Origin of the sequence: Tenacibaculum sp. 47A_GOM-205m (genome assembly GCF_000518405.1) — a bacterium.
Lineage (GTDB): Bacteria > Bacteroidota > Bacteroidia > Flavobacteriales > Flavobacteriaceae > Polaribacter > Polaribacter lutimaris.
Genome location: NZ_JADN01000004.1, coordinates 603,022 through 627,407 on the forward strand (window position 1 = coordinate 603,022; position 24,386 = coordinate 627,407).

General features: G+C 32.2%; 24 protein-coding genes. 21 read left to right on the forward strand and 3 right to left on the reverse strand.

The window, feature by feature from the left end:
* Complete coding sequence (locus tag N534_RS0106455) at nt 1-1,152, reverse strand: DNA polymerase III subunit delta' (RefSeq protein WP_028891701.1); 1,152 nt, start codon at nt 1,150-1,152, stop codon at nt 1-3.
* A 113-nt stretch (nt 1,153-1,265) separates the two neighbouring features.
* Here N534_RS0106455 and N534_RS0106460 point away from each other — a divergent pair, with 113 nt between their 5' ends.
* The 3 genes from N534_RS0106460 to N534_RS0106475 all read left to right on the forward strand — a co-directional run bounded on the left by N534_RS0106460 (nt 1,266) and on the right by N534_RS0106475 (nt 4,327).
* Entirely contained in the window at nt 1,266-1,499 is a 234-nt protein-coding gene (locus N534_RS0106460) for a FeoA family protein (protein WP_038005584.1), read from the forward strand.
* A 3-nt stretch (nt 1,500-1,502) separates the two neighbouring features.
* On the forward strand, nt 1,503-3,608 hold the full coding sequence (gene feoB / locus N534_RS0106465; protein WP_028891703.1) for a ferrous iron transport protein B: 2,106 nt from the start codon (nt 1,503-1,505) through the stop codon (nt 3,606-3,608).
* A 215-nt stretch (nt 3,609-3,823) separates the two neighbouring features.
* On the forward strand, nt 3,824-4,327 hold the full coding sequence (locus N534_RS0106475; protein ID WP_028891704.1) for a DUF3575 domain-containing protein: 504 nt from the start codon (nt 3,824-3,826) through the stop codon (nt 4,325-4,327).
* Between the two features lie 88 nt (nt 4,328-4,415).
* On the opposite strand, the gene brnQ is transcribed toward N534_RS0106475, so the two are convergent.
* Complete coding sequence (gene brnQ / locus N534_RS0106480) at nt 4,416-5,690, reverse strand: branched-chain amino acid transport system II carrier protein (RefSeq protein ID WP_028891705.1); 1,275 nt, start codon at nt 5,688-5,690, stop codon at nt 4,416-4,418.
* A 39-nt stretch (nt 5,691-5,729) separates the two neighbouring features.
* Between brnQ and N534_RS0106485 the strand changes: the two genes are divergently transcribed.
* Nucleotides 5,730-6,503, forward strand: coding sequence for an alpha/beta fold hydrolase (locus N534_RS0106485; protein ID WP_028891706.1), 774 nt, complete (start codon nt 5,730-5,732; stop codon nt 6,501-6,503).
* Between the two features lie 42 nt (nt 6,504-6,545).
* Complete coding sequence (gene upp / locus N534_RS0106490; RefSeq protein WP_028891707.1) at nt 6,546-7,199, forward strand: uracil phosphoribosyltransferase; 654 nt, start codon at nt 6,546-6,548, stop codon at nt 7,197-7,199.
* Between the two features lies 1 nt (nt 7,200).
* On the opposite strand, the gene N534_RS0106495 is transcribed toward upp, so the two are convergent.
* On the reverse strand, nt 7,201-8,106 hold the full coding sequence (locus N534_RS0106495) for a DUF6427 family protein (protein WP_028891708.1): 906 nt from the start codon (nt 8,104-8,106) through the stop codon (nt 7,201-7,203).
* A 42-nt stretch (nt 8,107-8,148) separates the two neighbouring features.
* On the opposite strand from N534_RS0106495, the gene N534_RS0106500 reads away from it, so the two are divergent.
* The 16 genes from N534_RS0106500 to N534_RS0106580 all read left to right on the forward strand — a co-directional run bounded on the left by N534_RS0106500 (nt 8,149) and on the right by N534_RS0106580 (nt 24,358).
* A complete protein-coding gene (locus N534_RS0106500) occupies nt 8,149-8,370 on the forward strand; it encodes a hypothetical protein (protein ID WP_028891709.1) in 222 nt (73 codons plus the stop codon).
* Nucleotides 8,371-8,382: 12 nt separating this feature from the next.
* Nucleotides 8,383-9,054, forward strand: coding sequence for a tRNA (guanosine(46)-N7)-methyltransferase TrmB (gene trmB, locus N534_RS0106505; RefSeq protein ID WP_028891710.1), 672 nt, complete (start codon nt 8,383-8,385; stop codon nt 9,052-9,054).
* Between the two features lie 82 nt (nt 9,055-9,136).
* Nucleotides 9,137-9,460 carry an MGMT family protein gene (locus N534_RS0106510; RefSeq protein ID WP_028891711.1) on the forward strand — a complete coding sequence of 108 codons (324 nt, stop codon included), beginning with the start codon at nt 9,137-9,139 and terminating at the stop codon, nt 9,458-9,460.
* Entirely contained in the window at nt 9,457-10,002 is a 546-nt protein-coding gene (locus N534_RS0106515; RefSeq protein WP_028891712.1) for a DUF4269 domain-containing protein, read from the forward strand. Before N534_RS0106510 ends, N534_RS0106515 begins: the two co-directional genes overlap by 4 nt.
* A gap of 160 nt (nt 10,003-10,162) precedes the next feature.
* Nucleotides 10,163-11,293 (forward strand): Mrp/NBP35 family ATP-binding protein, encoded by a 1,131-nt coding sequence (locus tag N534_RS0106520; protein ID WP_028891713.1) that lies wholly within the window; start codon nt 10,163-10,165, stop codon nt 11,291-11,293.
* A gap of 5 nt (nt 11,294-11,298) precedes the next feature.
* The gene (locus N534_RS0106525) at nt 11,299-11,535 is read left to right on the forward strand and encodes a NifU family protein (protein ID WP_028891714.1); all 237 of its coding nucleotides are present in this window, start codon (nt 11,299-11,301) and stop codon (nt 11,533-11,535) included.
* A gap of 193 nt (nt 11,536-11,728) precedes the next feature.
* A complete protein-coding gene (locus N534_RS0106530; RefSeq protein WP_028891715.1) occupies nt 11,729-12,784 on the forward strand; it encodes an NAD(P)/FAD-dependent oxidoreductase in 1,056 nt (351 codons plus the stop codon).
* Nucleotides 12,785-12,786: 2 nt separating this feature from the next.
* Nucleotides 12,787-13,683 carry a sterol desaturase family protein gene (locus tag N534_RS0106535; RefSeq protein WP_051435861.1) on the forward strand — a complete coding sequence of 299 codons (897 nt, stop codon included), beginning with the start codon at nt 12,787-12,789 and terminating at the stop codon, nt 13,681-13,683.
* A gap of 2 nt (nt 13,684-13,685) precedes the next feature.
* The gene (locus tag N534_RS0106540; RefSeq protein ID WP_028891717.1) at nt 13,686-14,018 is read left to right on the forward strand and encodes a 2Fe-2S iron-sulfur cluster-binding protein; all 333 of its coding nucleotides are present in this window, start codon (nt 13,686-13,688) and stop codon (nt 14,016-14,018) included.
* A 204-nt stretch (nt 14,019-14,222) separates the two neighbouring features.
* The gene (locus N534_RS0106545; RefSeq protein ID WP_028891718.1) at nt 14,223-15,380 is read left to right on the forward strand and encodes a homogentisate 1,2-dioxygenase; all 1,158 of its coding nucleotides are present in this window, start codon (nt 14,223-14,225) and stop codon (nt 15,378-15,380) included.
* Nucleotides 15,381-15,464: 84 nt separating this feature from the next.
* Nucleotides 15,465-16,625 (forward strand): 4-hydroxyphenylpyruvate dioxygenase, encoded by a 1,161-nt coding sequence (gene hppD, locus N534_RS0106550; protein WP_028891719.1) that lies wholly within the window; start codon nt 15,465-15,467, stop codon nt 16,623-16,625.
* Between the two features lie 170 nt (nt 16,626-16,795).
* On the forward strand, nt 16,796-17,713 hold the full coding sequence (locus tag N534_RS0106555) for a tryptophan 2,3-dioxygenase family protein (protein ID WP_028891720.1): 918 nt from the start codon (nt 16,796-16,798) through the stop codon (nt 17,711-17,713).
* Nucleotides 17,714-17,814: 101 nt separating this feature from the next.
* Complete coding sequence (locus N534_RS0106560) at nt 17,815-18,591, forward strand: DUF3108 domain-containing protein (protein WP_028891721.1); 777 nt, start codon at nt 17,815-17,817, stop codon at nt 18,589-18,591.
* Nucleotides 18,592-18,688: 97 nt separating this feature from the next.
* Complete coding sequence (locus N534_RS14510; protein ID WP_038005588.1) at nt 18,689-19,969, forward strand: peptidoglycan DD-metalloendopeptidase family protein; 1,281 nt, start codon at nt 18,689-18,691, stop codon at nt 19,967-19,969.
* Between the two features lie 2 nt (nt 19,970-19,971).
* Complete coding sequence (gene pgi, locus N534_RS0106575; RefSeq protein WP_028891722.1) at nt 19,972-21,543, forward strand: glucose-6-phosphate isomerase; 1,572 nt, start codon at nt 19,972-19,974, stop codon at nt 21,541-21,543.
* A gap of 217 nt (nt 21,544-21,760) precedes the next feature.
* A complete protein-coding gene (locus N534_RS0106580; RefSeq protein ID WP_028891723.1) occupies nt 21,761-24,358 on the forward strand; it encodes a carboxypeptidase-like regulatory domain-containing protein in 2,598 nt (865 codons plus the stop codon).
* Nucleotides 24,359-24,386: the final 28 nt, after the last annotated feature.

The window sequence follows — 24,386 nt, forward strand, 5'->3', positions numbered from 1 at the left end:
TTATGATTGAAGTTTTTCTTCCTTAGTGTGTAACAAACGTGTTAGTTTGATTGATAAATCTAATAAAATAATTTTAGCGTTTCCGTTTCTTTCAATATGATATTGTGCGTCACTTACTTCTTTTTCAATAGTCATGATATTACCACTGTGAACGAAAGGAGCAAATTTTGATAACTCGAAATTTGCTGATTGTGTTTCTAAAAAAACTAAATCAGGGGTTCCGTAATTAAGTAATAAAGCTTGTCTAAAAAATTGTAAACAATACTGTAAAAACTGTTTTTGTGTTTCACGTCCTGTTTTTGAAATTTCTTCTGACCAACCAATTAAATCTTGAATAACAGCAGCGTTTCCTTTGGCTCTAAAGGCAGCGCGAATCCATGTAATAAACCATTGTTCGAAAACTAAATCGTTAGAATTGTTGTTTAATATATGTAATGCTTTATTATAATTTCCTTCGGATTGATGCGCAATTTTAATTGCTTCATTTTCTGAAATTCCTTTTTGCTGAACTAAAGTAGTTGCAATATCACTTTCACTTAATGCAGGAAAATGTAGAGCTTGACATCTAGATTTTATAGTATTTATAATTTGCTCTTCATCTTCAGTCACTAAAATAAATACTGTTTTACTAGGTGGTTCTTCTATGAGTTTTAATAATTTATTTGAAGCGGCAACATTCATTTTTTCCGCCATCCAAATAACCATTACTTTAAAACCACCTTCGTACGATTTTAGCTGTAGTTTTTTTACGATATCTTCTGCTTCGTCTACCCCAATTTGCCCTTGTTTGTTTTCTACGCCTATGTGTTGTAGCCAATTAAACAAACTTCCGTAAGGTTGTTTTTCAATAAAAGATCTCCAATCATCTAAGAATAAATTACTAACAGGATGTTTTTTTACCGAATCGTTTGTAGTAACTGGAAAAGCAAAATGCAAATCAGGATGCTGTAATTTATTACACTTAATATTGCAAGCTTCAGCGTTATCTGAAAAATTACACAATAAATATTGAGCATAGGCTATTGCCATAGGTAATGTTCCGCTACCTTCTTTACCAATAAAGAGTTGTGCGTGCGGAATTCTATTGTTTTCAGCAGATTGCTGTAGGTGTTTTTTTATATGTTCTTGCCCAATAATATCGTTAAAAATCATACCACAAATATAAGATATCAAACATAGAGAACAACCGATTGTGAGCAAATCATATATTGTTTCAATATATTGTTTAGAATGATTCTATTTTAGTATATTTGCTAGCTTAAAATATGTGTTTTTTGAGTACAATTGCATCATTACAAATCGGAGAAAAAGGAATTATATCTGAAGAGTGTTTAGATAAGATTCCGTTAAAGTTGTTAGAAATGGGGTGTTTGCCTGGAACAGAAGTTGAATTGCTTCAAATAGCTCCGTTAAAAGATCCTATGTACATTTGTGTAAATGGGAGTCATTTAGCAATTAGAAAAGAAACCGCTTGTCAAATATCAATACTTAAATTATAGCCGATGAGCGATCGTATTAAAGTAGCATTAATTGGAAATCCCAATACAGGAAAAACATCATTATTCAATCAGCTTACAGGTCTAAATCAAAAGGTAGGAAACTATCCAGGGGTTACTGTCGATAAAAAACAAGGAGTCTCTAAACTACCAAATGGTAAAAGTGCTACAATTACAGATTTACCTGGTACGTATAGTATCAATCCAACTTCTTTAGATGAAAGTATCGTTTTAAAAACTTTAATGACAGCGCATCGAGAAGATAAGCCAGATATGATTGTTGTGGTTGCAGATATTGAAAACTTAAAGCGAAACTTATTGTTGTTTTCTCAAATTCAAGATTTAGAAATCCCAACGGTTTTAGCTTTAAACATGGCAGATCAGCTACAGCGTAAAGGAATTTCGATAGATATACCTGCTTTAGAAAAAGAATTGAACACTAAAGTAGTGTTAATGTCGGCAAGAAATAATGAAGGGGTAGATGATTTGAAAAGTGTAATTGCCAATTATGAATCGTTACAAGTTCATTCAAACTTTAATGAGTTAGCAGAAAAAATAGACACCAATTATTTTAATAAACTATCCTCAATTAGTACTGAGTTTTCAGCTTATGAAATATGGATGTTGCTTACTAAAAAGCGTACATTATTACTTTCTGATGAAGAAAAGGAAAAAATAAAGGAGTTTGAAGAAGATGAGGCTGTACAGAAAAAACATCAGCATAAAGAAACAATCTACAGGTATCAAAAAATAAATAATATCTTAAAGAAAACCTATCAGGTAGATGCTTCAAAAGCTACAGATATGCGTAGTAAGCTTGATAGAGTTTTTACACATAAAATATTTGGGTATGTAATTTTCTTTGGATTACTATTGCTGATCTTTCAATCAATTTTTGATTGGGCGTCTACTCCAATGGATTTTATAGATGGTTTATTTGCAGATATTGCAGAATTTACCAAAGCACAATTACCAGCAGGAATGTTTACCGACTTACTTACAGATGGTATTATTCCTGGAGTTGGTGGGGTAGTGATTTTTATTCCACAGATAGCCATTTTATTCCTGTTTATTTCTATTCTTGAAGAGACAGGTTATATGAGTAGAGTGGTATTTTTAATGGATAAGATTATGCGTAAATTCGGAATGAGTGGTAAAAGTGTAATTCCTTTAATTTCAGGAACTGCATGTGCAATACCAGCAATAATGGCAACTCGTACTATTGGTAGTTGGAAAGAACGTTTAATTACCATTTTGGTAACGCCATTTACAACTTGTTCTGCACGATTACCAGTATATGCAATTCTAATCGCATTAATAATTCCTGATACTAAATTATTTGGTTTTTTAAGTTTACAAGGTTTTACTTTGTTAGCTCTGTATGTTTTAGGTTTTGCAGCGGCAATTATAGCGGCGTACGTATTGCATAAAACATTAAAAATTAAAAACAATTCGCTTTTTGTAGTTGAAATGCCTAATTACAAAGTACCATCAGTAAAAAATGTGTTTTTTGATGTGTTAGATAAAACCAAAGCATTTGTTTCTGGAGCAGGAAAAATCATTTTAGCAATCTCAATTGTATTATGGTTTTTAGCATCTCACGGACCGTCGGCTTTTGAAAGTGCAGAAAAAAATGTAGTTGAAAATGTAGCAAATCAACAATTATCAGAAGAAGAATTGTCGAAGAAAATAGCTTCAGCTAAATTAGAAAATTCGTATATTGGAATAGCAGGAAAAACATTAGAGCCAGTGGTGAAACCATTAGGCTATGACTGGAAAATAGGAATCGGATTAATTAGTTCTTTTGCTGCTCGTGAAGTGTTTATTGGTACACTGGCTACTATTTATAGTGTTGAAGATGATGGTGAAGACTCAACTACGATTAAACAAAAAATGGAGTCAGAAATTAATCCAGATACTGGTGAAAAGCGATTCAATTTTGCTACAGGAATATCTTTATTGTTGTTTTACGCATTTGCAATGCAATGTATGGCAACCTTGGCAATCGTAAAACGTGAAACAAAAAGCTGGAAGTGGCCATTGGTTCAATTAGTAAGCATGGGTATTTTAGCTTACTTATCTGCTTTTGTAGCCTATCAAATCTTAAGCTAATGCAAGAAATTTTAACATATTTAGTTGTTTTAGGGGCAGTTGTTTTTTTAGTTAAAAAGTTTTTCTTCAAGACTAAAAAAGATAAATGTGATACCAATTGCGGTTGTTCTTAAAAACCTTTAACACTAACTTATTACTGCAGTTTTTGTAAAAGATGTAAGTTTGTGGTATTATACTTGATAAGTATAAAAAGGAAGTAATTAGTAAAATTTAATATGAAAAAAATACTTTTAGTAGCTGTAGTTTTTGTTAGCTCTTTTGCGCAAGCGCAACAAGAAATTAAAGCAGATTTATTTGATGCTTTAGCTTTTAAAACATTAGAATTATCGTACGAATATTATACAACAGAACGTTCGTCAATCGGTATTTCAGCATTGTTTAATTTTGAAAAAAGATCGGCTGACTTCAAATACAACGAAAAACAAATGTTTACTCCATTCTTCCGTCATTATTTTACCGATAGCAGTAATTGGAATTATTTTGGAGAAGTTTTTATGGGTATAAATACAGGTGAAAGAGAAGTTACGGTAGAAGGAACAACTCTTAAGCAATACAAAGAATATACTGATGGAGCTTTGGGTATTGCATTCGGATCGAAATATGTGTCGTCAGGAGGTTTTGTACTTGATATCTATGGAGGTTTAGGTAGAAATTTATTTACTTCAGAATCTCGTGCAGTTGTACCTAGGGTAGGAATAAATTTAGGATATCGTTTTTAAAATATTCAACTTAAATAAAGAATAAAAAAAGCTCGCAATCGCGAGCTTTTTTTTAGTTTATGATTTATTCAGAAGTCTAATGAGCTATTTAGTTAAGCTTTTTCTTTTGAATAAAATTAGCGATTACAAAACTTAGAATAGCTGGCAATACCCATCCTAAATTTTGGTTGGCAAACGGAATGGTGTTTTTAATTTCAGATAAATATTCAGTATCAATAATAAATCCTAAAAAGTCTGGAATGCTAAATAGAAAAGTAACAGCAATAACAATTTTAAATATAGTAGTAGAGGTGTATTTTTCAGGAAGCACATTTAATATAATTAAAATGATAGTTATCGGATAAATAAACATCAACGCTGGTAATGCAATGTTTATAATATATTTTACATCGAACTGGCCTACGGCAATTCCTAATAAACAACCAATAATAGCAGTGATTATAAAAACTTTTTGAGAATTATTGTTAATTCCCTTGAAATAATCAGCTGTACCTGTGATAATTCCAACAGCTGTTGTAAAACATGCTAAAGCAACCAAAACGCTTAAAAATACACTTCCAATGTTTCCTAGTGTTTGGTAACTTAAAGAATTTAAAATTTCTGTTCTAGTAGCATCTTCTCCAAAAGTAGAACTAAACAGAACACCGTTGTAAATAAGACCCGCATAGATAATTAACAAACCGAAACCTGCAATTAATCCAGCTTTAGTAATTAATTCTTTTTTTTCTTCAAAGGAAGTATTGGTGTTAAAATTCATAGAAACGACTAAAACACCACCAACAACTATCGAAGCAATAGCATCAAAAGTTTGATATCCTTCTAACAAACTATCTACAAAAGGCATTTTAAAAGATGATGGATTTACAGCTTCAGGGGCGGTGAAAATTCCAACAAAAATAATCGCCAATAAAATAAAGATGATGAGTGGTGTTAAGAACTTACCTAACAATTCTAATACTTTTGATCGGTTTATTGAAAATATAAAAACCAATCCGAAATAAATACTACTAGTAAGCAAAGAGCTACTGTCAAAATAAGGAGCAATAGCCATTTCGTGCGTTACAGATGCAGTTCTAGGTGCAGGTAAGGCAAGACAAATAGCGTACATTATAAAGCAGTAAACAAGGCTAAATGAATGAGATACTTTTTTACCAAAATCATACATGGTGCCTTGTAATCGTGCATGTGCTAAAATTCCTAGCATAGGAATAAAGACTGCTGTAACAAAAAAACCAAGGGTAACCCAAATCCATAGGTTTCCTGCATTTTTTCCTAAAAGAGGGGGTAAAATTAAATTTCCAGCTCCAAAAAACATTGAAAATAAAGCAAACCCGTTTATAAATATCTCCTTAGTTTTGTGCATCGTTTAACAAATTAATAGGCGAGCAATATACATTAAAAAATGATTGTAAAATTTAAGGAAACCACGGTTTTTTATACAGATACTGGTAAAGGAAATAGTGTTGTTTTATTACATGGATTTTTAGAAAATAATACCATGTGGAATACTGTTGTTGAGAAGATTTCTAAACGAAATCGTGTGATTTGTATTGATTTGTTAGGTCATGGAAAAACAGGGAGTATTGGATATATTCATTCGATGGAGGAAATGGCAGAAGCAGTAAAAACTGTGTTACAAGAATTAAAAATTCGTAGAGCTATTTTTATTGGGCATTCAATGGGAGGGTACGTTGCGCTTGCTTTTGCAGAAAAATATCCGAAGAATGTAAAAGGATTATGTTTACTAAACTCTACTTCACAAGCAGACAGCGAAGAAAGAAAAAAGTTGCGCCTCAGAGCTAACGAGATGGCAAAAGAAAACTATGAAACCTTAGTGAAAATGTCGATAGGTAATTTATTTGCTGAACAAACTCGAGAACAATTTTCAGAAGTAATAGATAAAATAAGAATAGAAGCATTAAAAACTCCAGTAAGAGGATACATTGCAGCAAGTGAAGGAATGCGTTTACGTGAAAATAAAGAGGAAGTTTTGCAAACAATTGATAAACGATTGATGATTGCAGGAAAACAAGATTCGATATTAAGCTATGAATCTGTTGTAAAAGAATCGAATAGAACAAATACACCTTTAGTCGAATTACCCAACGGTCATATGAGTCATATTGAAGCGAAAAAAGAACTCTTAGAAGCGTTAACTAACTTTGTGAAATCCTAATAAATTTCTGTTACTTTTGTAAAGTTCTAAAAAAATAAGTCAATGAAAGTTCATCATTTAGCAAAGCAAAACTCTATTCTTAATAAATTCTTAGCAGAACTTAGAGATGTTACGGTTCAAAAAGATTCAATGCGTTTTCGTAGAAATATAGAACGAATAGGTGAAGTTTTAGGCTATGAACTTAGTAAAGATTTGAATTATAGTACTAAGGATATAACTACTCCTTTAGGCATAAAACAAACAAATTTACCAACTAATAATATCGTGTTATGCTCAATTCTTAGAGCAGGATTACCGTTACATAACGGAATGTTGAATTATTTTGATGATGTTGAAAATGCCTTTATTTCAGCATATCGTCACCACCCAAATAACGATGAAGAGTTTGAAATAGTGGTAGAATATTTTGCAGCACCGTCAATTGATGGAAAGACATTATTATTAGTAGACCCTATGTTAGCAACAGGTCGCTCAATGGTTGAGGTTTATGAAGGGATCAAAAAATATGGAAGACCTAAAGAAATAATAATCGTATCAGTAATAGGCTCAGAAGAAGGAGTTGAATATGTGGGAAAACACTTTCCTGAAGAAACTACTTTATGGATTGGAGATATTGATGAAAAGTTAAATGATAAAGGATATATTGTTCCAGGTTTAGGCGACGCAGGAGATTTAGCTTACGGAGCAAAACTGTAGATTACATAATAGCACTTACAGCAAATGAAGCTATTAAGAATAAAATAATAATAGCATCAGCATACCATTTCTTCTGGAAAAACTCGATTCCGTTAGCTAAAATAACAGATACTGGGAAAAATACATATAAAAATTCAGTTCCAGAACCATCTTCTACTAAAAGAAAAATTATAGTTGAAATTACAAACTGTGTCAGAACTAAAATCCAATTTTTTCTAAATTTATTAGGGACAGAAAGAGCTCTAGGACTTTTTAAAAGTATAGAAGCAATTAAAAAGAAACTAATAAAAAGAATAGGGAACAATGACTTTTGATGTGAGTAAAAACTCAAATCAGGATACAAATTCCAGTTAAAAAGAGAGGTGAATTTTTCTACTTCATCATACCAAAAACAATAGGTAAAGTATAAAAAAACAGGTCCGAAAATTCCAATTATAGGAATCAACAAGGTTTGATATGTAAATCGTTGATGTAGAAAAATTGATAGATATAGTAGTATGATTAACAAAGCAGTGTAAGGTTCTATTAAAAATGAAATACCTAACCATAAACCACCATCAAACAATTTATGAAAAACATTTTTAGAAGACTGTAAGCTATATACTTTTCGCAAGAAGAGTAGTACAGTTAAATTCGCATAAAAAGTTTTGTTTATGTTAATAACATCAGGAAAAAAACCAATCAATATTACAAAAAACAGAAAGGCAAAAGAGTTATCGTAGGTTAGTAAGTTTTTGGCAATGATAAAATTATAAACAGAAAAAACGACTAAAAACCACCCTAATTCAGTAAGAAGGTTGAATGATAATTCTTTAGAAAAAATATTTAAAACAAAATACCCTAAAAAAAGTACAAACAGTACAATAAAATTTATAGGTTTAGATTTACCGAAAAAATTGGCTAACATTGTTTCTTTTTATATTTTTGCAGCTGTAAAGATACTTAAGATATGATAGCAGGCAATATTTTTGAATGGATTGGTAGTTTATTTACCGACTTTTTATTCGCTCCGTTTAATTGGTTACGTTTAACAATCGCTAAATCAGATGCAGGTTGGTGGACTTCTAACGCTGTAAACTGGTTCTTTTTATTAATCCTATTAGTGTTATTTGCTTACTGGATGAAAGAAGCAGCACGTTTCAAAAAAGAAGGAACTGAAGATAGAGCCTAATTTCTATACACTTTGGGAAGTAAAAACAAATTAAAACGTTTCAAAGAAAATGAAACGTTCGCTAATGTTATTCAGCCAACTCGTGAAGAAGTTGTAAACGACTTTCAACACAAAGGAAAGTGGAATGACTTCTTTAAAAACGACAATCCGATAGTTTTAGAATTGGGTTGTGGTAAGGGTGAATATACTATTGCGTTAGCAGAAAAAAATCCTGATAAAAACTTTATTGGTATTGATATTAAAGGAGCACGTTTTTGGCGAGGAGCTAAAACAGCCCTTGAAAACGACATGAACAATGTTGCATTTATCAGAACCCAAATAGAGTTGGTGGATTATATTTTTGCTGAAAACGAAGTTTCTGAAATTTGGATTACTTTTCCAGATCCACAAATTAAATATAAGCGTACAAAACACCGTATGACGAATTCTGAGTTTTTAAAGAAATACCATGGTATTTTAAATTCAGAAGGAACAGTCAACCTAAAAACCGATAGCGAATTTATGCACGGGTATACTTTAGGGTTGTTACATGGTGAAGGGCACGAAATTTTACACTCCAACCACGATGTTTATAAAAATGTGTATAGTCCTGAAGAAGTTACAGGTACGCAAACATTTTACGAGAAACAATATTTAGAAATCGGAAAACCGATTACCTATATAAAATTCAAACTAAACTATTAATCCTGCTTTTTTGCAGGATTTTTTGTTTTAGGTGTTCTTTATATATTCCAATTTAATTCTAAAAGAAAGCTATCTTTACCAAATGGCAGATAAAAATTTCTTCGAAAAAGTGTATGAAGTCGCACGCTTAATTCCTTATGGAAGAGTAACAAGTTACGGGGCTATCGCTACTTATTTAGGAGCAGCTCGTTCTGCACGAATGGTGGGGTGGGCAATGAATAACTCTTCAGAAAAAAAAGTACCAGCACATCGAGTAGTAAACAGAAAAGGACTGTTAACAGGAAAACACCATTTTGATGGGACAAACCTAATGCAACAATTGTTAGAAAGCGAAGGAATTAAGGTAGTAGATAACCAAATACAAAATTTTGAAAAGGTGTTTTGGAATCCAAGCGAAGAGTTGTGATAAACTTTAAAGATATAATATACTTAAAAGAAGGAACTATCCGACAAAAAGAAGCTCATAAAGTATTATTAGAGTTAAATCTTTTTGAACTATTAAAAAACTTTAACCCTATTTTGGCAGGTACAATACCTATCAATATTGATGTAGAGTCAAGCGATTTAGACATTATTTGTCAAAGTGAAAATCATGAAGACATTGTAAAAGTTGTGCGTGAGAAACATGGAAAACTTCCTGGGTTTGAAGTAAAGACAATTCCATCATATAAAAACTTAAAAACAACAATTATTACACTTGAGTATAAAACCTTTCCAATAGAAATTTTTGTACAAAATAAACCTTCAGAAGAGCAAGATTCGTATTTGCATATGCTCATCGAGTATCAAATCTTATTAAAAAACAACGAAGATTTTAAATCGGAAATTATTGCTTTAAAACAGCAAGGACTCAAAACTGAACCTGCTTTTGCAAAACTTTTAGGTTTAGAAGAAGACCCATATGAGGCGTTATTAAACTACGGGTATGAAAAAGGTTACATTTCTTAATCTTTAATAACATTATGTTCATAAAACAAGCTTATGAGGTCATAAATATTCACTATTTAAACACTTTATTTTCTGCGGTCTAAAATGTATCTTTGCAGTTAGGATTAAATATAAATAAGTAGAGGGTTTATTATTAGCTACTTAAAGCATATAGCATAACATGAGTTTTAAAAAACAAGATATATACAAAGCGTTAGAAACAATTACAGCACCTGGAGAAGGTAAAAGCTTAATTGAAAACGAGAATGTAACTAACGTTGTGAGTTTTGGTAATGAGGTAATTGTTGATGTAACAATTTCGAATCCATCATTACAAGCCAAAAAGAAAGTTGAAGTAGAGATAATGAAGGCTATTCACCAACACGTTGATCAGAAGATTGATGTAAAAGTGAATGTGAAGGTGGAAGTTCAACAAAAAGAAAACCCAAATCAAATTAGAGGGAAAGAAATTCCTAACATTCAAAACATTATTGCTATAGCTTCGGGAAAAGGTGGAGTAGGAAAATCTACCATTACCTCAAACATGGCTGTTTCATTAGCAAAAATGGGATTCAAAGTAGGAGTGTTAGATGCCGATGTTTATGGACCATCACAGCACTTAATGTTTGATGTAGAAAGAGAAAAGCCATTAGCGGTAAACGTAAATGGACGTTCAAAAATGAAGCCGATTGAAAGTTACGGAGTAAAATTATTATCACTAGGTTTCTTTACCGACCCAAGTCAGGCAGTAATTTGGCGTGGGCCAATGGCTTCAAAAGCATTAAATCAATTAATTTTTGATGCAGATTGGGGAGAGTTAGATTTCTTATTAATCGACTTACCTCCAGGAACAGGAGATGTACATTTATCAATAGTACAAGCAGTGCCAATTAACGGGGCAGTTGTAGTAAGTACACCGCAAAACATTGCCTTAGCAGATGCTAAAAAAGGAGTAGCAATGTTTAAACAAGAAAGTATCAACGTACCTGTATTAGGTATCGTAGAAAATATGGCGTATTTTACACCAGCAGAACTTCCTAACAATAAATATTATATTTTTGGAGAAGGAGGTGCTAAAAATTTAGCCGAAGATATTGAAACAAGTTTCTTAGGAGAAATACCATTAGTACAAAGCATACGTGAAGCAGGAGATGTTGGACACCCAGTAGCTTTACAAGAAAATACACCACTAGCAGATGCTTTTACAGAAGTAACTAAAGAAATGGTTTCGCAACTATTAAAAAGAAATGCAAACTTACCACCAACAGAAGTAGTACGAATTACTACCATGAGTGGTTGTAGCACAAAATAAGTATTATGGCAACAGCAGACATAAGAAATAATGTAGAGAAAGCGTTGGAAGAAATTCGACCTTTTTTAGTAAGTGATGGAGGTAACATAAAGTTGTTATCAATTGAAGATGATACAGTAAAAGTACAGTTAGAAGGTGCTTGTAGTGGTTGTTCTGTTAACCAGATGACCTTAAAAAATGGAGTGGAAGCAACCATAAAAAAATACGCGCCAGAAATTAAAGAGGTAATAAACGTAGCTTAACTGATAAAAGTCAGGTTTTAAGCTGAATTTTTACTGTAATTTTGGGTGTTCGAATATACTTTCGTCATTAGCTTTTTGGTTTTAAAAAAGTGAGAGAGTTCAAACAAGTCACTCAATTACTAATACATAAAACATTCCTGTCTTAGATACCAAGGCAGGAATTGTCAATATAAAAAGACAATTTGTAACTAAAATGATACAAACAGACATATTAATTATTGGAGCAGGACCAACAGGATTATTCACGGTTTTTGAAGCAGGATTATTAAAATTACGTTGTCATTTAATTGATGCATTACCACAACCAGGTGGGCAGTGTTCAGAAATTTATCCTAAAAAACCAATTTACGATATCCCAGCATATCCAGAGATTTTAGCCGGAGATTTGACCGATAAATTAATGGAACAAATTAAACAATTTGAACCGGGTTTTACTTTAGGAGAACGTGCTGACACTATTGAAAAGCAAGATGACGGAACGTTTATCGTAACCACCAATAAAGGAACAAAACACCAAGCACCAGTAGTAGCAATTGCGGGAGGCTTAGGAAGTTTTGAGCCTCGTAAACCACCGATTCCTAATATTGCTAATTATGAAGATAAGGGGGTAGAATACATGATTAAAGAACCAGAGTTGTATCGCGATAAGGATGTGGTAATTGCTGGAGGAGGAGATTCTGCTTTAGATTGGTCTATCTTCTTAACTGATGTAGCAAAATCGGTAACTTTAATTCACCGAAGAAATGAGTTCCGTGGAGCGTTAGATTCTGTTGATAAAGTACAAGAGTTAAAAGACGAAGGAAGATTAATGCTAATTACACCAGCAGAAGTAACAGGAATTGTTGGTGAAGGTAAGGTAGAAGGTGTTGTAGTGGAGCAAAAAGATAAAGAGCCATTTACTTTAGCATGTGATCATTTTATTCCACTATTTGGATTGGCGCCAAAGTTAGGGCCAATAGCCAATTGGGGATTAGAAATAGAAAAAAATGCCATAAAAGTAAATAACGCTTTAGACTACCAAACAAATGTAGAAGGAATTTATGCAATAGGTGATGTGAATACATACCCTGGAAAATTAAAGTTAATTTTATGTGGATTTCATGAAGCAACCTTAATGTGTCAAAGTGCTTTTCAACGAATTCATCCAGACAAAAAATATGTAATGAAATATACTACAGTTGGTGGAGTTGATGGATTTGATGGTACTAGAAAAGAAGCGCCTAAAGCAGTGGTAAAAGCGATTAATTAAAATTGACACTAACAGAATACATACAACAGCTATCAGAAGACAAATTATTGTACTTTGCCTTACCTGTATTTTTCATTTCTATGTTCGTGGAATACCGAATAGCAAAAGAAAAATACCATGGTAAAGATACTGGAGTATCAATGTTGATGATGGTGTTTTCTGCCATAGTTGAATTTATCCCAAAAATTTTAGCTTTTGTAGCTTTTTTCTATTTATATGAAATCAGTCCGTTAAAAGGTGTTGTACAACGCCAATGGTGGGCGTGGATTTTATTATTACTTGCCGATGATTTTGCCTATTACTGGTTTCACCGATTAAATCATGAAGTACGTTTGTTCTGGGCAGGTCATGTACCACATCATTCATCGGTACATATGAATTTAGGAACAGCACTGCGTCAAGGCGTGGGTGAACGTATTCATAAATTTTTCTTTTGGATGTGGATTCCGTTATTAGGATTTGATCCTTTAATGATGTTTACCATGATGGGAATCAGTTTAATTTATCAGTTTTTTGTACATACAGAATTGGTTGATAAGCTACCAAAACCAATTGAATTTATTTTTAATACACCATCACATCACCGAGTGCACCACGCATCTAATATTCGTTACTTAGATTGTAATCATGCAGGAATTTTAATTATTTGGGATCGTATGTTTGGTACTTTTTCTGAAGAATTAAAAGAAGTTGATAAACCTGTATATGGATTAACCGTAAACATTGAAACGTTTAATCCAGTAAAAGTGGCAACCCATGAATATGCCGCAATTTGGAATGATGTAAAAAGAGCAGATAAATGGAGTGATAAACTCAATTATATATTCAATTCACCAGGTTGGACACATGATGGAGAAGATAAAAGAGCAAAAACACTTCGAAAAAAAATGAACTTGTAAATATGGAACAAGATATTACGATAAAAATTACCGACCGTGATGGAGTAACGCACGAGGTACAAGCACCAACAGATATGGCTATGAACTTAATGGAAGTAGTTCGTTCGTACGAATTAGCTCCTGAAGGAACCATTGGTATTTGCGGAGGAATGGCAATGTGTGCATCATGTCAATGCTATGTAAAATCAAATCACGAATTGCCAGAAATGGGAGATGATGAAGAAGCAATGTTAGCAGAGGCTTTTCATGTAGAAGATAATAGCCGATTGGGTTGTCAAATACAAATGACCCCCGATTTAGATGGTTTAGAAGTAGAATTAGCGCCTGAGAGTTAGTATTTCAGCCTTACTTTTCTTATATTTGTTGGGCAACAACTAAATCTCTAAAAATAAATGTATTGGCTAGGTCTTTTAGCTCATTTAAAGTTTATGATAAAGCGCAATCCAGAGTGATTGTTTTAATGTAATTATTACACAATTGCTGAATGCGACAATTTATTAGTTGTTGCGTTATTACATTAACCTATTAAATTAGAACATATGCCTTTTTATCATAAATTAGGAAAAATTCCACATAAACGACATATACAGTTTCGTAAGGAAGACGGAAGTTTATATTACGAACAATTATTTGGTACGATTGGTTTTGACGGAATGTCTACCAACAGTTATCATGAATACAGACCAACAATGGTCAAAGAAATTCGCAAGCAATACTCTATTGCGCCTAAAGTAGCAAAAGAAAACAATATTCAATCGTATCGCTTCAGAGGATTTCAAGTTCCACCAGAAAATGACTACTTAAAAAGTAGAAAAGTAGTTCTTACCAATTCTGATTGTAATATCATTTTATCGGCCCCAAAAGAATCTACTGAAGATTATTTTTATAAGAATACTGATGCTGATGAGGTAATTTTCATCCATAAAGGAACGGGGAAATTACGTACAATGTTAGGTAATTTAGATTTCAAATACGGAGATTACTTAGTAATTCCTCGTGGAATCATTTATAAATTGGATTTTGATACAGAAGATAACAGGTTATTTATCGTTGAATCTTATCGTCCGGTATATACTCCAAAAAGATACCGTAACTGGTTTGGTCAATTATTAGAACATTCACCATTTTGTGAGCGTGATATCCGCAGACCAGAAGAGTTAGAAACTCATAACGAAAAAGGTGATTTTGTTATCAATGTAAAAAAACAAGATGAAATTATTGAAATGGTATATGCAACACATCCATTTGATGTTGTTGGATACGATGGATATAACTACCCATATGCATTTTCAATTCATGATTTTGAACCAATAACAGGACGTATACATCAACCGCCACCAGTGCATCAAACGTTTGAAACAGATGCTTTTGTAATCTGTAGTTTTGTACCAAGGTTATACGATTATCATCCGCAGGCTATTCCAGCACCATACAACCACAGTAATATTGATTCTGATGAAGTGTTATATTATGTTGATGGAGATTTTATGAGTAGAAATGATATTGCTCCAGGACACATTTCGTTACACCCAGCAGGAATTCCTCACGGACCACATCCAGGGGCTACTGAAAGAAGTATAGGAGAAACAGTAACTGAAGAATTAGCAGTAATGGTTGACACTTTTAAGCCATTAAAAGTAACCGAAGAAGCTATGAAAATAGCAGATGAAGATTATTACAAATCTTGGTTAGAATAGTTCAAAGTATCAATGTGACAATTTGAAAATGTGTTTATTCAATTTTCAAATTAACTAATTATCAATTTTTCAAAATAGAGAGACATGTCAAAAGAAATAAAATCAGTAAACTACGGTTTAGAAAAAATATTTGAAGGAGCACAAGACTTCTTACCACTTTTAGGAACAGATTATGTAGAGTTTTATGTAGGAAATGCAAAACAAGCAGCGCATTTTTATAAAACAGCATTCGGATTTCAATCGTTAGCTTACAAAGGACTTGAAACCGGTTCAAAAGAAGAAGTAAGTTATGTATTAGTACAGGATAAAATCCGATTAGTACTAACGACTCCTTTAAACAGTAAGTCACCAATTAATGAGCATATTGTAAAACATGGTGATGGAGTTAAAGTGGTAGCGCTTTGGGTTGAAGATGCTAGAAAAGCTTACGAAGAAACAACTTCAAGAGGAGCAAAATCATACATGGAGCCAACTGTTGAAACAGATGAGCACGGAGAAGTTGTAAGAGCGGGAATTTACACGTATGGAGAAACAGTTCATATGTTTGTAGAGCGTAAAAATTACAACGGAACATTTTTACCAGGGTTTCAGAAGTGGGAGTCAGATTATAATCCACCAACAGCAGGATTAAAATATATCGATCATATGGTTGGTAATGTAGGTTGGAATCAAATGGATGTTTGGGTAAAATGGTACGAAGATGTAATGGGATTTGAAAACTTTTTATCATTTGATGATAAACAAATTCATACAGAATATTCTGCTTTAATGAGTAAAGTTATGTCTAACGGAAACGGAAGGATCAAATTCCCAATTAACGAGCCAGCTGAAGGAAAAAAACGTTCTCAAATTGAAGAATATTTAGATTTTTATGAAGGAGCAGGAGTGCAACACATTGCTGTTGCTACTGATGATATTATAAAAACAGTAAGTCAATTAAGATCTCAAGGGGTAGAATTTTTATCAACTCCACCAGAAGAATATTACAAAGCAGTTCCAGGAAGATTAGAAGAGTTTAGTCATGAGTTAAGAGAAGATATTGAAAAGCTAAAATCATTAGGAATTATGATCGATGCTGATGAAGAAGGATACTTATTACAAATTTTCACAAAACCAGTAGAAGATCGTCCTACGTTGTTCTTTGAAATTATTCAACGTATGGGAGCTCGTGGTTTCGGAGCAGGAAACTTTAAAGCGTTGTTCGAATCAATCGAAAGAGAGCAAGAATTAAGAGGAACGTTATAAAATAGTAGTTATAAGAAAAGCAAATTAAAAACCGAGATTCAAGACAATTAATGCCTTGTTTCTTGGTTTTGTTTTATATGATGGACAGGTATTTACATATAAAATCTCCTTTCTCATAAGTTTACTTTGTTGTAAAGTGAATTTAAATTAATTATAAAAGAATATCCAAAATGAGTAAAGAAGAAATATTAAAAGCAATAGAAGAAAAATACGATAAGTTAGGTGTTCCTGTTGAAGCAATGCTAGAAGGATTACTTTGGAGTGAACCAATAACTTATTGGGATTATATACAAACAGATGCATTATTAGGACTACAAATTCCAAGAACAACATTACCTGATGAAATGGTTTTTATCATGTATCATCAAGTAAATGAATTGTTGTTTAAAATGATTTTGTGGGAAATTGACCAAGTGGCAAAAACAGAAGAAATTACAGCAGAAAAGTTTTCAAAACACTTAATGCGTATCAGTCGTTATTTCGATATGTTATGTAGTTCGTTTACGGTTATGGGTGATGGTATGGATGTAGAACAATACTTAAAATTTCGTAATACATTAACACCAGCAAGTGGTTTTCAAAGTGCGCAATATCGTAAGATCGAATTTGCTTCTACTGATCTTATCAATTTGATAGATGCTCGTTATAGAGACACGATTGATAGAAATTCATCATTTAAAAATGCTTATGATCACTTGTATTGGCAAGCAGCAGGAAAGAACTATACAACAGGTCAAAAAACAACTTTATTAAATTTGTTTGAGAAAAAGTATATGGGTGAATTTATAGATTTTATGGAAGACTATAATGATTGTAACCTTTCAAAAAAATTCAAACAACTACCTGATGATGTTCAAGAAAATGAAGAGCTAATTAAAGCAATGCGTCATTACGATTATACCGTAAATGTAAAATGGGTAATGGCTCATTACAATGCAGCCGGTAAATATCTTGGAGGTGAAGAGGGTGATGTAGAAGCTACTGGTGGTAGTAACTGGCGTAAATATTTACATCCTAAATATCAGAGAAGAATTTTCTTCCCATACCTATGGAGTGAAGAAGAATTAAAAAACTGGGGTACTTTTTAACCAGAATAACAATAAAATAAAAGCTGTTTAATGTTCTATTAAACAGCTTTTTTGATTTTTGGAATAGTAATTGTTTATCAAATTTCATAAGTTTGAACATTATGAGAAAAAGAATATTATTTTTTACGTTTTTGATTATCGCACAAAGTTTTTTTGCGCAAGAAAACCCAACAGCATATAAAAGTGGTGAATGGCTTAGGTTCGATATGAGTTACAGTGGGTTTTTAAAAGCAGGAACAGCTGTTTTACAATTAAAAGAGAAGAACTTAAACAATAAAAAGGTGCTTCATGCTGTAGGAACAGGTAAAACAACGGGTGTTATTAGTTGGTTTTTTAAGGTGGAAGACAGGTATGAAAGTTATTTTGGAATTGATAAAGTTCAACCTTATTTATTTAAAAGAAAAATAGATGAAGGAGGGCATAAAAAGAATCGTCATATAACTTTTAATCACAAAAAAAATACGGCTTACGTTCAAGATTTTTTGAAACAAAAAGATACATTGATTTCAGTAAAATCTCCTCAAGATATGATATCTACCTTTTATTTCTTAAGAAGTCATAATACAGAAAATATGAAAAAAGGAGAAGAAATTAAGCTTGATATGTTTTTTGATAATAAAAGCTATCCATTCAAATTACGATTTTTAGGGCACGAAACAGTTAAAACAAAGTTTGGTAAAGTAAAAACCCAAAAGTTCAGACCCTTAGTCCAGGCAGGTAGAGTATTTAAAGAAAAAGAGAGTGTAACTATATGGATTTCAGCAGACGATAATAAAATACCTATAAAAATGAGGGCTTCCTTAGCTGTTGGATCTTTACGTGCTGATTTAGATGCTTATAAAGGTTTGGCAAACCCTTTTGAAATTGTTGTAGATTAAAAAAGTAATATATGCTGTTTATGAATTGTTAAAGTGTAAGAAAAAATACTATTTATTTGTACTTTTGCACATAAACTCAAATTTAAAGCAGCTTTTTTTGAAAAAAATAATCCTTCCATTTATTATCACGCTTCTTCTATTTTCTTGTAAAGAAGAAAAGAAAGTCGTTATACCAGAACCAGTTGAAATAAAAGAACCAGAACCAGTTATAGCTTATGGTTTTAATTTAGATAATTTTACTGTTATTAACGATACGATTAAGGAAGGTGAGAGTTTTGGAGTAATTATGGATAGACATCGTGTGATTTATCCGAAGATAAATGAAATAGCTACAAAAATTAAAGATACTTTTGATGTAAGACGAGTTCGATCAGGAAGAGCATACACAATTTTAGCATCTAAAGATACCTTAGAACAAGCCAAAGTTTTTATTTATAAACACAACAGAGTAGAAGCTACAATCATTGATTTTAAAGATTCTATAATTTCTGCATATAAATACAGAAAGAAAATTAAAACAGTTGAGAAAGAAATAGCAGGTGAAATTTATTCAAATCTTTCGGTTACGATGGATAGTTTACAATTAAAACCAACACTTACGAATACGGTTGCAGATATTTATGCGTGGACATTAGATTTTTATCGACTTCAAAGAGGAGATAAGTTCAAGTTAATTTATGAAGAAAAATTTATAAATGATACCGTTTTTGTAGGTTATGGAGAAGTAAAAGCAGCTGTTTTTAGTCATGGAGGAGAGGATTTGTATGCCTATAAGTTTATAGCAGATTCAATTAAGAAAATCCCTGAGTATTATGATCAAGATGGAAATATGTTGCGTCGAGCTTTTTTAAAATCTCCAATTAAATTTCAATACCGAATTTCTTCACGTTATAATTTAAGAAGAAGAATTAAGTTATATGGTAATAAAGTAAGAGCTCACAAAGGAACTGATTTTGCAGCTAGATATGGAACAGAAATTATGACCACAGCTAGTGGAACAGTTGTAGAGTCTGCTAGGAGAGGGGGTAATGGAAACTATGTTAAAATAAAACATAATAGTACCTATACAACGCAATATTTGCACATGAAAAGACGTAATGTGCGCGTTGGAGATTACGTAAAACAAGGAGATATAATAGGTTGGGTAGGTATGACAGGAAATACGAGTGGCCCGCATGTATGTTATCGTTTCTGGAAAAATGGTAGACAAGTAGATCCGTTTAGGGAAAAGCTTCCTTCGGCTGAACCTTTAGCCGCAGAGATAAAACCTACTTATTTTGAGTTTATAAAACCACTGAAGAGACAATTAGACAGTATACAATTTCCTCAACCAGAACCTCTTTCATTTAAAGAAAAAGAAATATTAGCTACGAATTAACTATGCCTTTACTAAACATAAAGCCAACTGAGACTGTTGCTTGGGAAAAACTAACAAAACATTTTCAACAAGCAAAAGAGTATGAGTTGAAAGAATTGTTTCTTAAAAACAAGAACAGAAAAGAAGAGTTTTCTATTTCTCTAGATGAATTACAAGTTGATTTTTCTAAAAATAGAATTACTAAGGAAACGATAGAATTATTGGTTTCATTGGCTAAAGAAGTAGAGTTAAAAGATGCCATAGAAAAATATTTTTCAGGAGATAAAATTAACGTTACTGAAAATAGAGCGGTGTTACATACAGCTTTAAGAAGTAGTTCTGATACTCCAGTTTTAGTAGAAGAAAAAGATGTAAAGCCTAAAATACAAACGGCTTTACGTAAAATGAAAGCCTTTAGTAATAAGGTTATTTCAGGAAAATGGAAAGGTTTTACAGGAAAACCTATTACAGATATTGTTAATATTGGTGTTGGTGGTTCTGATTTAGGACCTAATATGGTGGTAGACGCACTTCAATTTTATAAAAATAGGTTAAATACCCACTTTGTATCTAATATTGATGGTGATCATGTAGCAGAAGTTTTAAAAAGAGTAAATCCTGAAACTACTTTATTTATAGTTGTTTCAAAAAGTTTTACAACTCAAGAAACTATAAATAATGCAAATACAATACGAGATTGGTTTTTAAAATCAGCCACAGTTTTTGATATTTCTAAACACTTTATAGCTGTATCATGTAATATGAAAGCTGTTGATAGTTTTGGAATAGACAAGAAAAATGTATTTCCGATGTGGGATTGGGTTGGAGGTAGATTTTCTCTATGGTCTGCTGTAGGTTTGTCAATTTGCTTATCTATTGGTTTTGATAATTTTAAAGAATTATTAAAAGGAGCAGAAACCGTAGACGAACATTTTAGAACAACTCATTTTGATAAAAATATTCCAGTTTTACTAGCCTTACTAAGTATTTGGTATAACAATTTTTTTGACGCCGAAACAGAATTAGTACTTCCTTATAGTCAATATTTAGTAAAATTTCCAGAGCACTTGCAACAAGCTATAATGGAAAGCAATGGTAAAAATGTTGACAGAAATGGAGAAGAAGTTGATTACCAAACAGGAACTATTATTTGGGGAGGAACAGGAGTAAATTCTCAACATGCGTTCATGCAGTTACTACATCATGGTACGAAATTAATTCCAGCAGACTTTATAGGTTTTAGAGAACCATTATATGATTTAGAAGATCATCATGAGAAATTGATGGCAAATTATTTTGCTCAACAAGATGCGTTAGCATTCGGAAGAACAAAAGAAGAAGCTCATTTAGAGTTGAAATTAAATAATCAAACAAATCAAATAAATAAGCTTTTACCATATAAAGTTTTTAAAGGAAACCATCCAAGTAATTCTATTTTATTCAATAAGTTATCTCCGTATACTTTGGGAATGTTATTAGCTATTTATGAACATAAAATTTTTACTCAAGGGGTAATATGGAATATTTTTTCATATGATCAGTTTGGAGTGGAATTAGGAAAAGAATTAGCTCAAAAGAACCTAACCAACGATTAAATTTCAATCAATCGTATTCGTTTTTATTTCTTTAACTTGTAGTTAGATTTTGTTAACAACTCTGTTAAAATGTAATTACTTGATAATCAGTTTTGTTTTGTGTTTTTGTTAAATTGTAATGTCTTAATTTCTTGTTAAAACTTAACATTAAGTTAATATTAGACATGTGTAAAAGCAGGATATTTGCACCTGCATTTAATAACAATTAGATTAAAAAATGAAAACATTTAAAAATGTATTACTTGTAGCATTGTTTTTTGCAACGGCTACAGTTTTAGGTCAAACAAAACTTACTGGTAAAGTAGTTGACGAAATGGGGGAACCATTACCAGGAGCTAACGTTGTAGTTAAAGGAACTACAAATGGTTCAGCTACTGATTTTGATGGGAAATTTATACTAAACGCTAGCTCAAACACTGGAGCAGTAGTAGTATCGTTTGTTGGATACAACAAAAAAACTGTTTCTTTTTCAGGAGCATCTGATTTAGGAACTATTGCTTTAGAGCCTTCTAATACCCTAGATGAAATCGTAATCGTTGGTAAAGGGGTTATCGATTTAGCAGGAGGAAGAAAAACTCCTGTGGCAGTTTCTACAATTAAGGCTGCTGAAATTCAAAAGAAGATAGGAACTCAAGATGTTACTATGGCTTTAGTAAACACTCCTTCAGTATATGTTGCTGGTCAATCAGGAGGTTTTGGAGATTCAAGAATTTCTGTACGTGGATTTGATCAAACAAACACAGCTTTCTTATTAAACGGACAACCAATTAATGGTATGGAAGACGGAAAGATGTATTGGTCTAACTGGTCTGGAGTTAACGATATTGCTTCTGCAATACAAATTCAAAGAGGTTTAGGAGCTTCTAAACTTGCTATTTCTTCTGTAGGTGGTACAATGAACTTTGTAACAAAAACTACAGATAAAAAAGAAGGAGGATATTTTTATGCTGGTACAGCAAATGACAACTATTATAAAGTATCTGCTGTTTATAACACAGGTATGAGTGAAAGCGGATGGGGAACAAGTGTAATGCTTTCTCACTGGCAAGGAGATGGTTACTTTGATGGAACTAAAGGTCAAGGTCAAACTTATTTTATTTCTTTTGGTTATAAGCCAAATGAAAAACATAATTTCAACTTTTTACTTACAGGAGCGCCTCAATGGCACGACCAAAACTTTTCTAAAAGTATTCAAACATACTTAGATAGAGGAACGAAATACAACAATAACTGGGGTACTTACAAAGGTGAGTATATGTCAGAAAGAAGAAACTTCTATCACAAACCAGTATTAAACTTAAACTGGGATTATGATATCTCAGAAGTATCGAGATTATCTACTGTTTTATATGCTTCATTTGGTCGTGGAGGTGGAACTGGAAACAGAGGAACTAGAGTAAGAACTGCAGATGGTCTTATAGATTATGATGCAATTTATGCAAATAATGCTGCTGCTGGTGGAGTAGGTATGTTTGGAAACGATACATATATTACAAGATCTTCTGTAAACAATCATGAGTGGTTTGGTTTAGTGTCAAATTTTGAGCATGATATTAATGACAACTTAAAGTTTAATATTGGTGCTGATGTTAGAACTTACTATGGAACTCACTTTAGACAAGTAGCAGATTTCCACGGATTAAACTCTTGGACTGAAGATAGAGATTTAAAAGATGATACACACAATAGAGTAGGTCCTACAGTAGCTGTAACTGCAACTGAAAGTTTTAACACGAACCCATGGTCTGCATTATTTAATTCTGCTGGAGAAAACCAAAGAATTGATTACGATAGTAGTGAAAGAATTACATACGGAGGAGTGTTTACTCAATTAGAGTACTCTAACGATAATATGTCTGCTTTCTTTCAAGGAGCTATCTCAAATCAACAACACCAAAGATTTGATAGATATGATTATTTACCAGAGCACGAAGAGTCTAAAAAAGTTAATAACTTAGGATATAACTTAAAAGCAGGTCTTGGTTTTAAAACTTCTGAAAAAGGATCTTTCTATTTTAATACAGGTTACTACTCACGTCAACCTTACCACGATAATATTTTTAACAATTTTGATAACTCTATCAATCCAAGTTCTCAAAATGAAGATATTTATGGTTTAGAATTAGGATATAGCTTTAAATCACAATTTTTCAATGCAAATGTTAACTTATACAATACAGTATGGCAGAATAGAGTAGATGGTATCTCTGATGTTGTTGGAGGTGTAGTTACCATTACAGAAACTACTGGTCAAAGTCAATATCACAAAGGAGTAGAATTAGATTTTGTTGCTAAACCATTACCTCAGTTAGATGTAAAAGGTTTCCTTTCAGTAGGAGATTGGATTTATACAGGAGAGGTAGTTACAAGAACTTTAGATGAAGATAGAAACGTTACATCTCCACCATCAATTGAAGTAGTAGATGGTCGTAAAGTTGGAGATGCAGCTCAATTTACTTTTGGTCTTGGATTTGATTATTCTATAACAGATGATTTAAGTATCGATTCTGATTACAGATTCTATGATAATTTATACTCTAATAATGGAGCTACAAATGAAGATTTAAAACTACCTTCTTATGGTTTATTAGATGCAGGTGTATCTTATAAGTTAAGATTAGGTGAAGGATCTAAATCTTTAGATTTTAGAGCAAACGTTAACAACGTTTTAGATACTGAATATATTTCAGAGTTAAGAAGTGCTGTTTTTGTAGATTCTAGTACAACAAATACATATAAAGGTATTGATACTCGTAACTCTGGTTACTTTGGTATGGGTACTACTTGGAACTTCTCAGTTAAGTATAACTTCTAATAAGTTTCATTTAAAAATAAATTTAAAA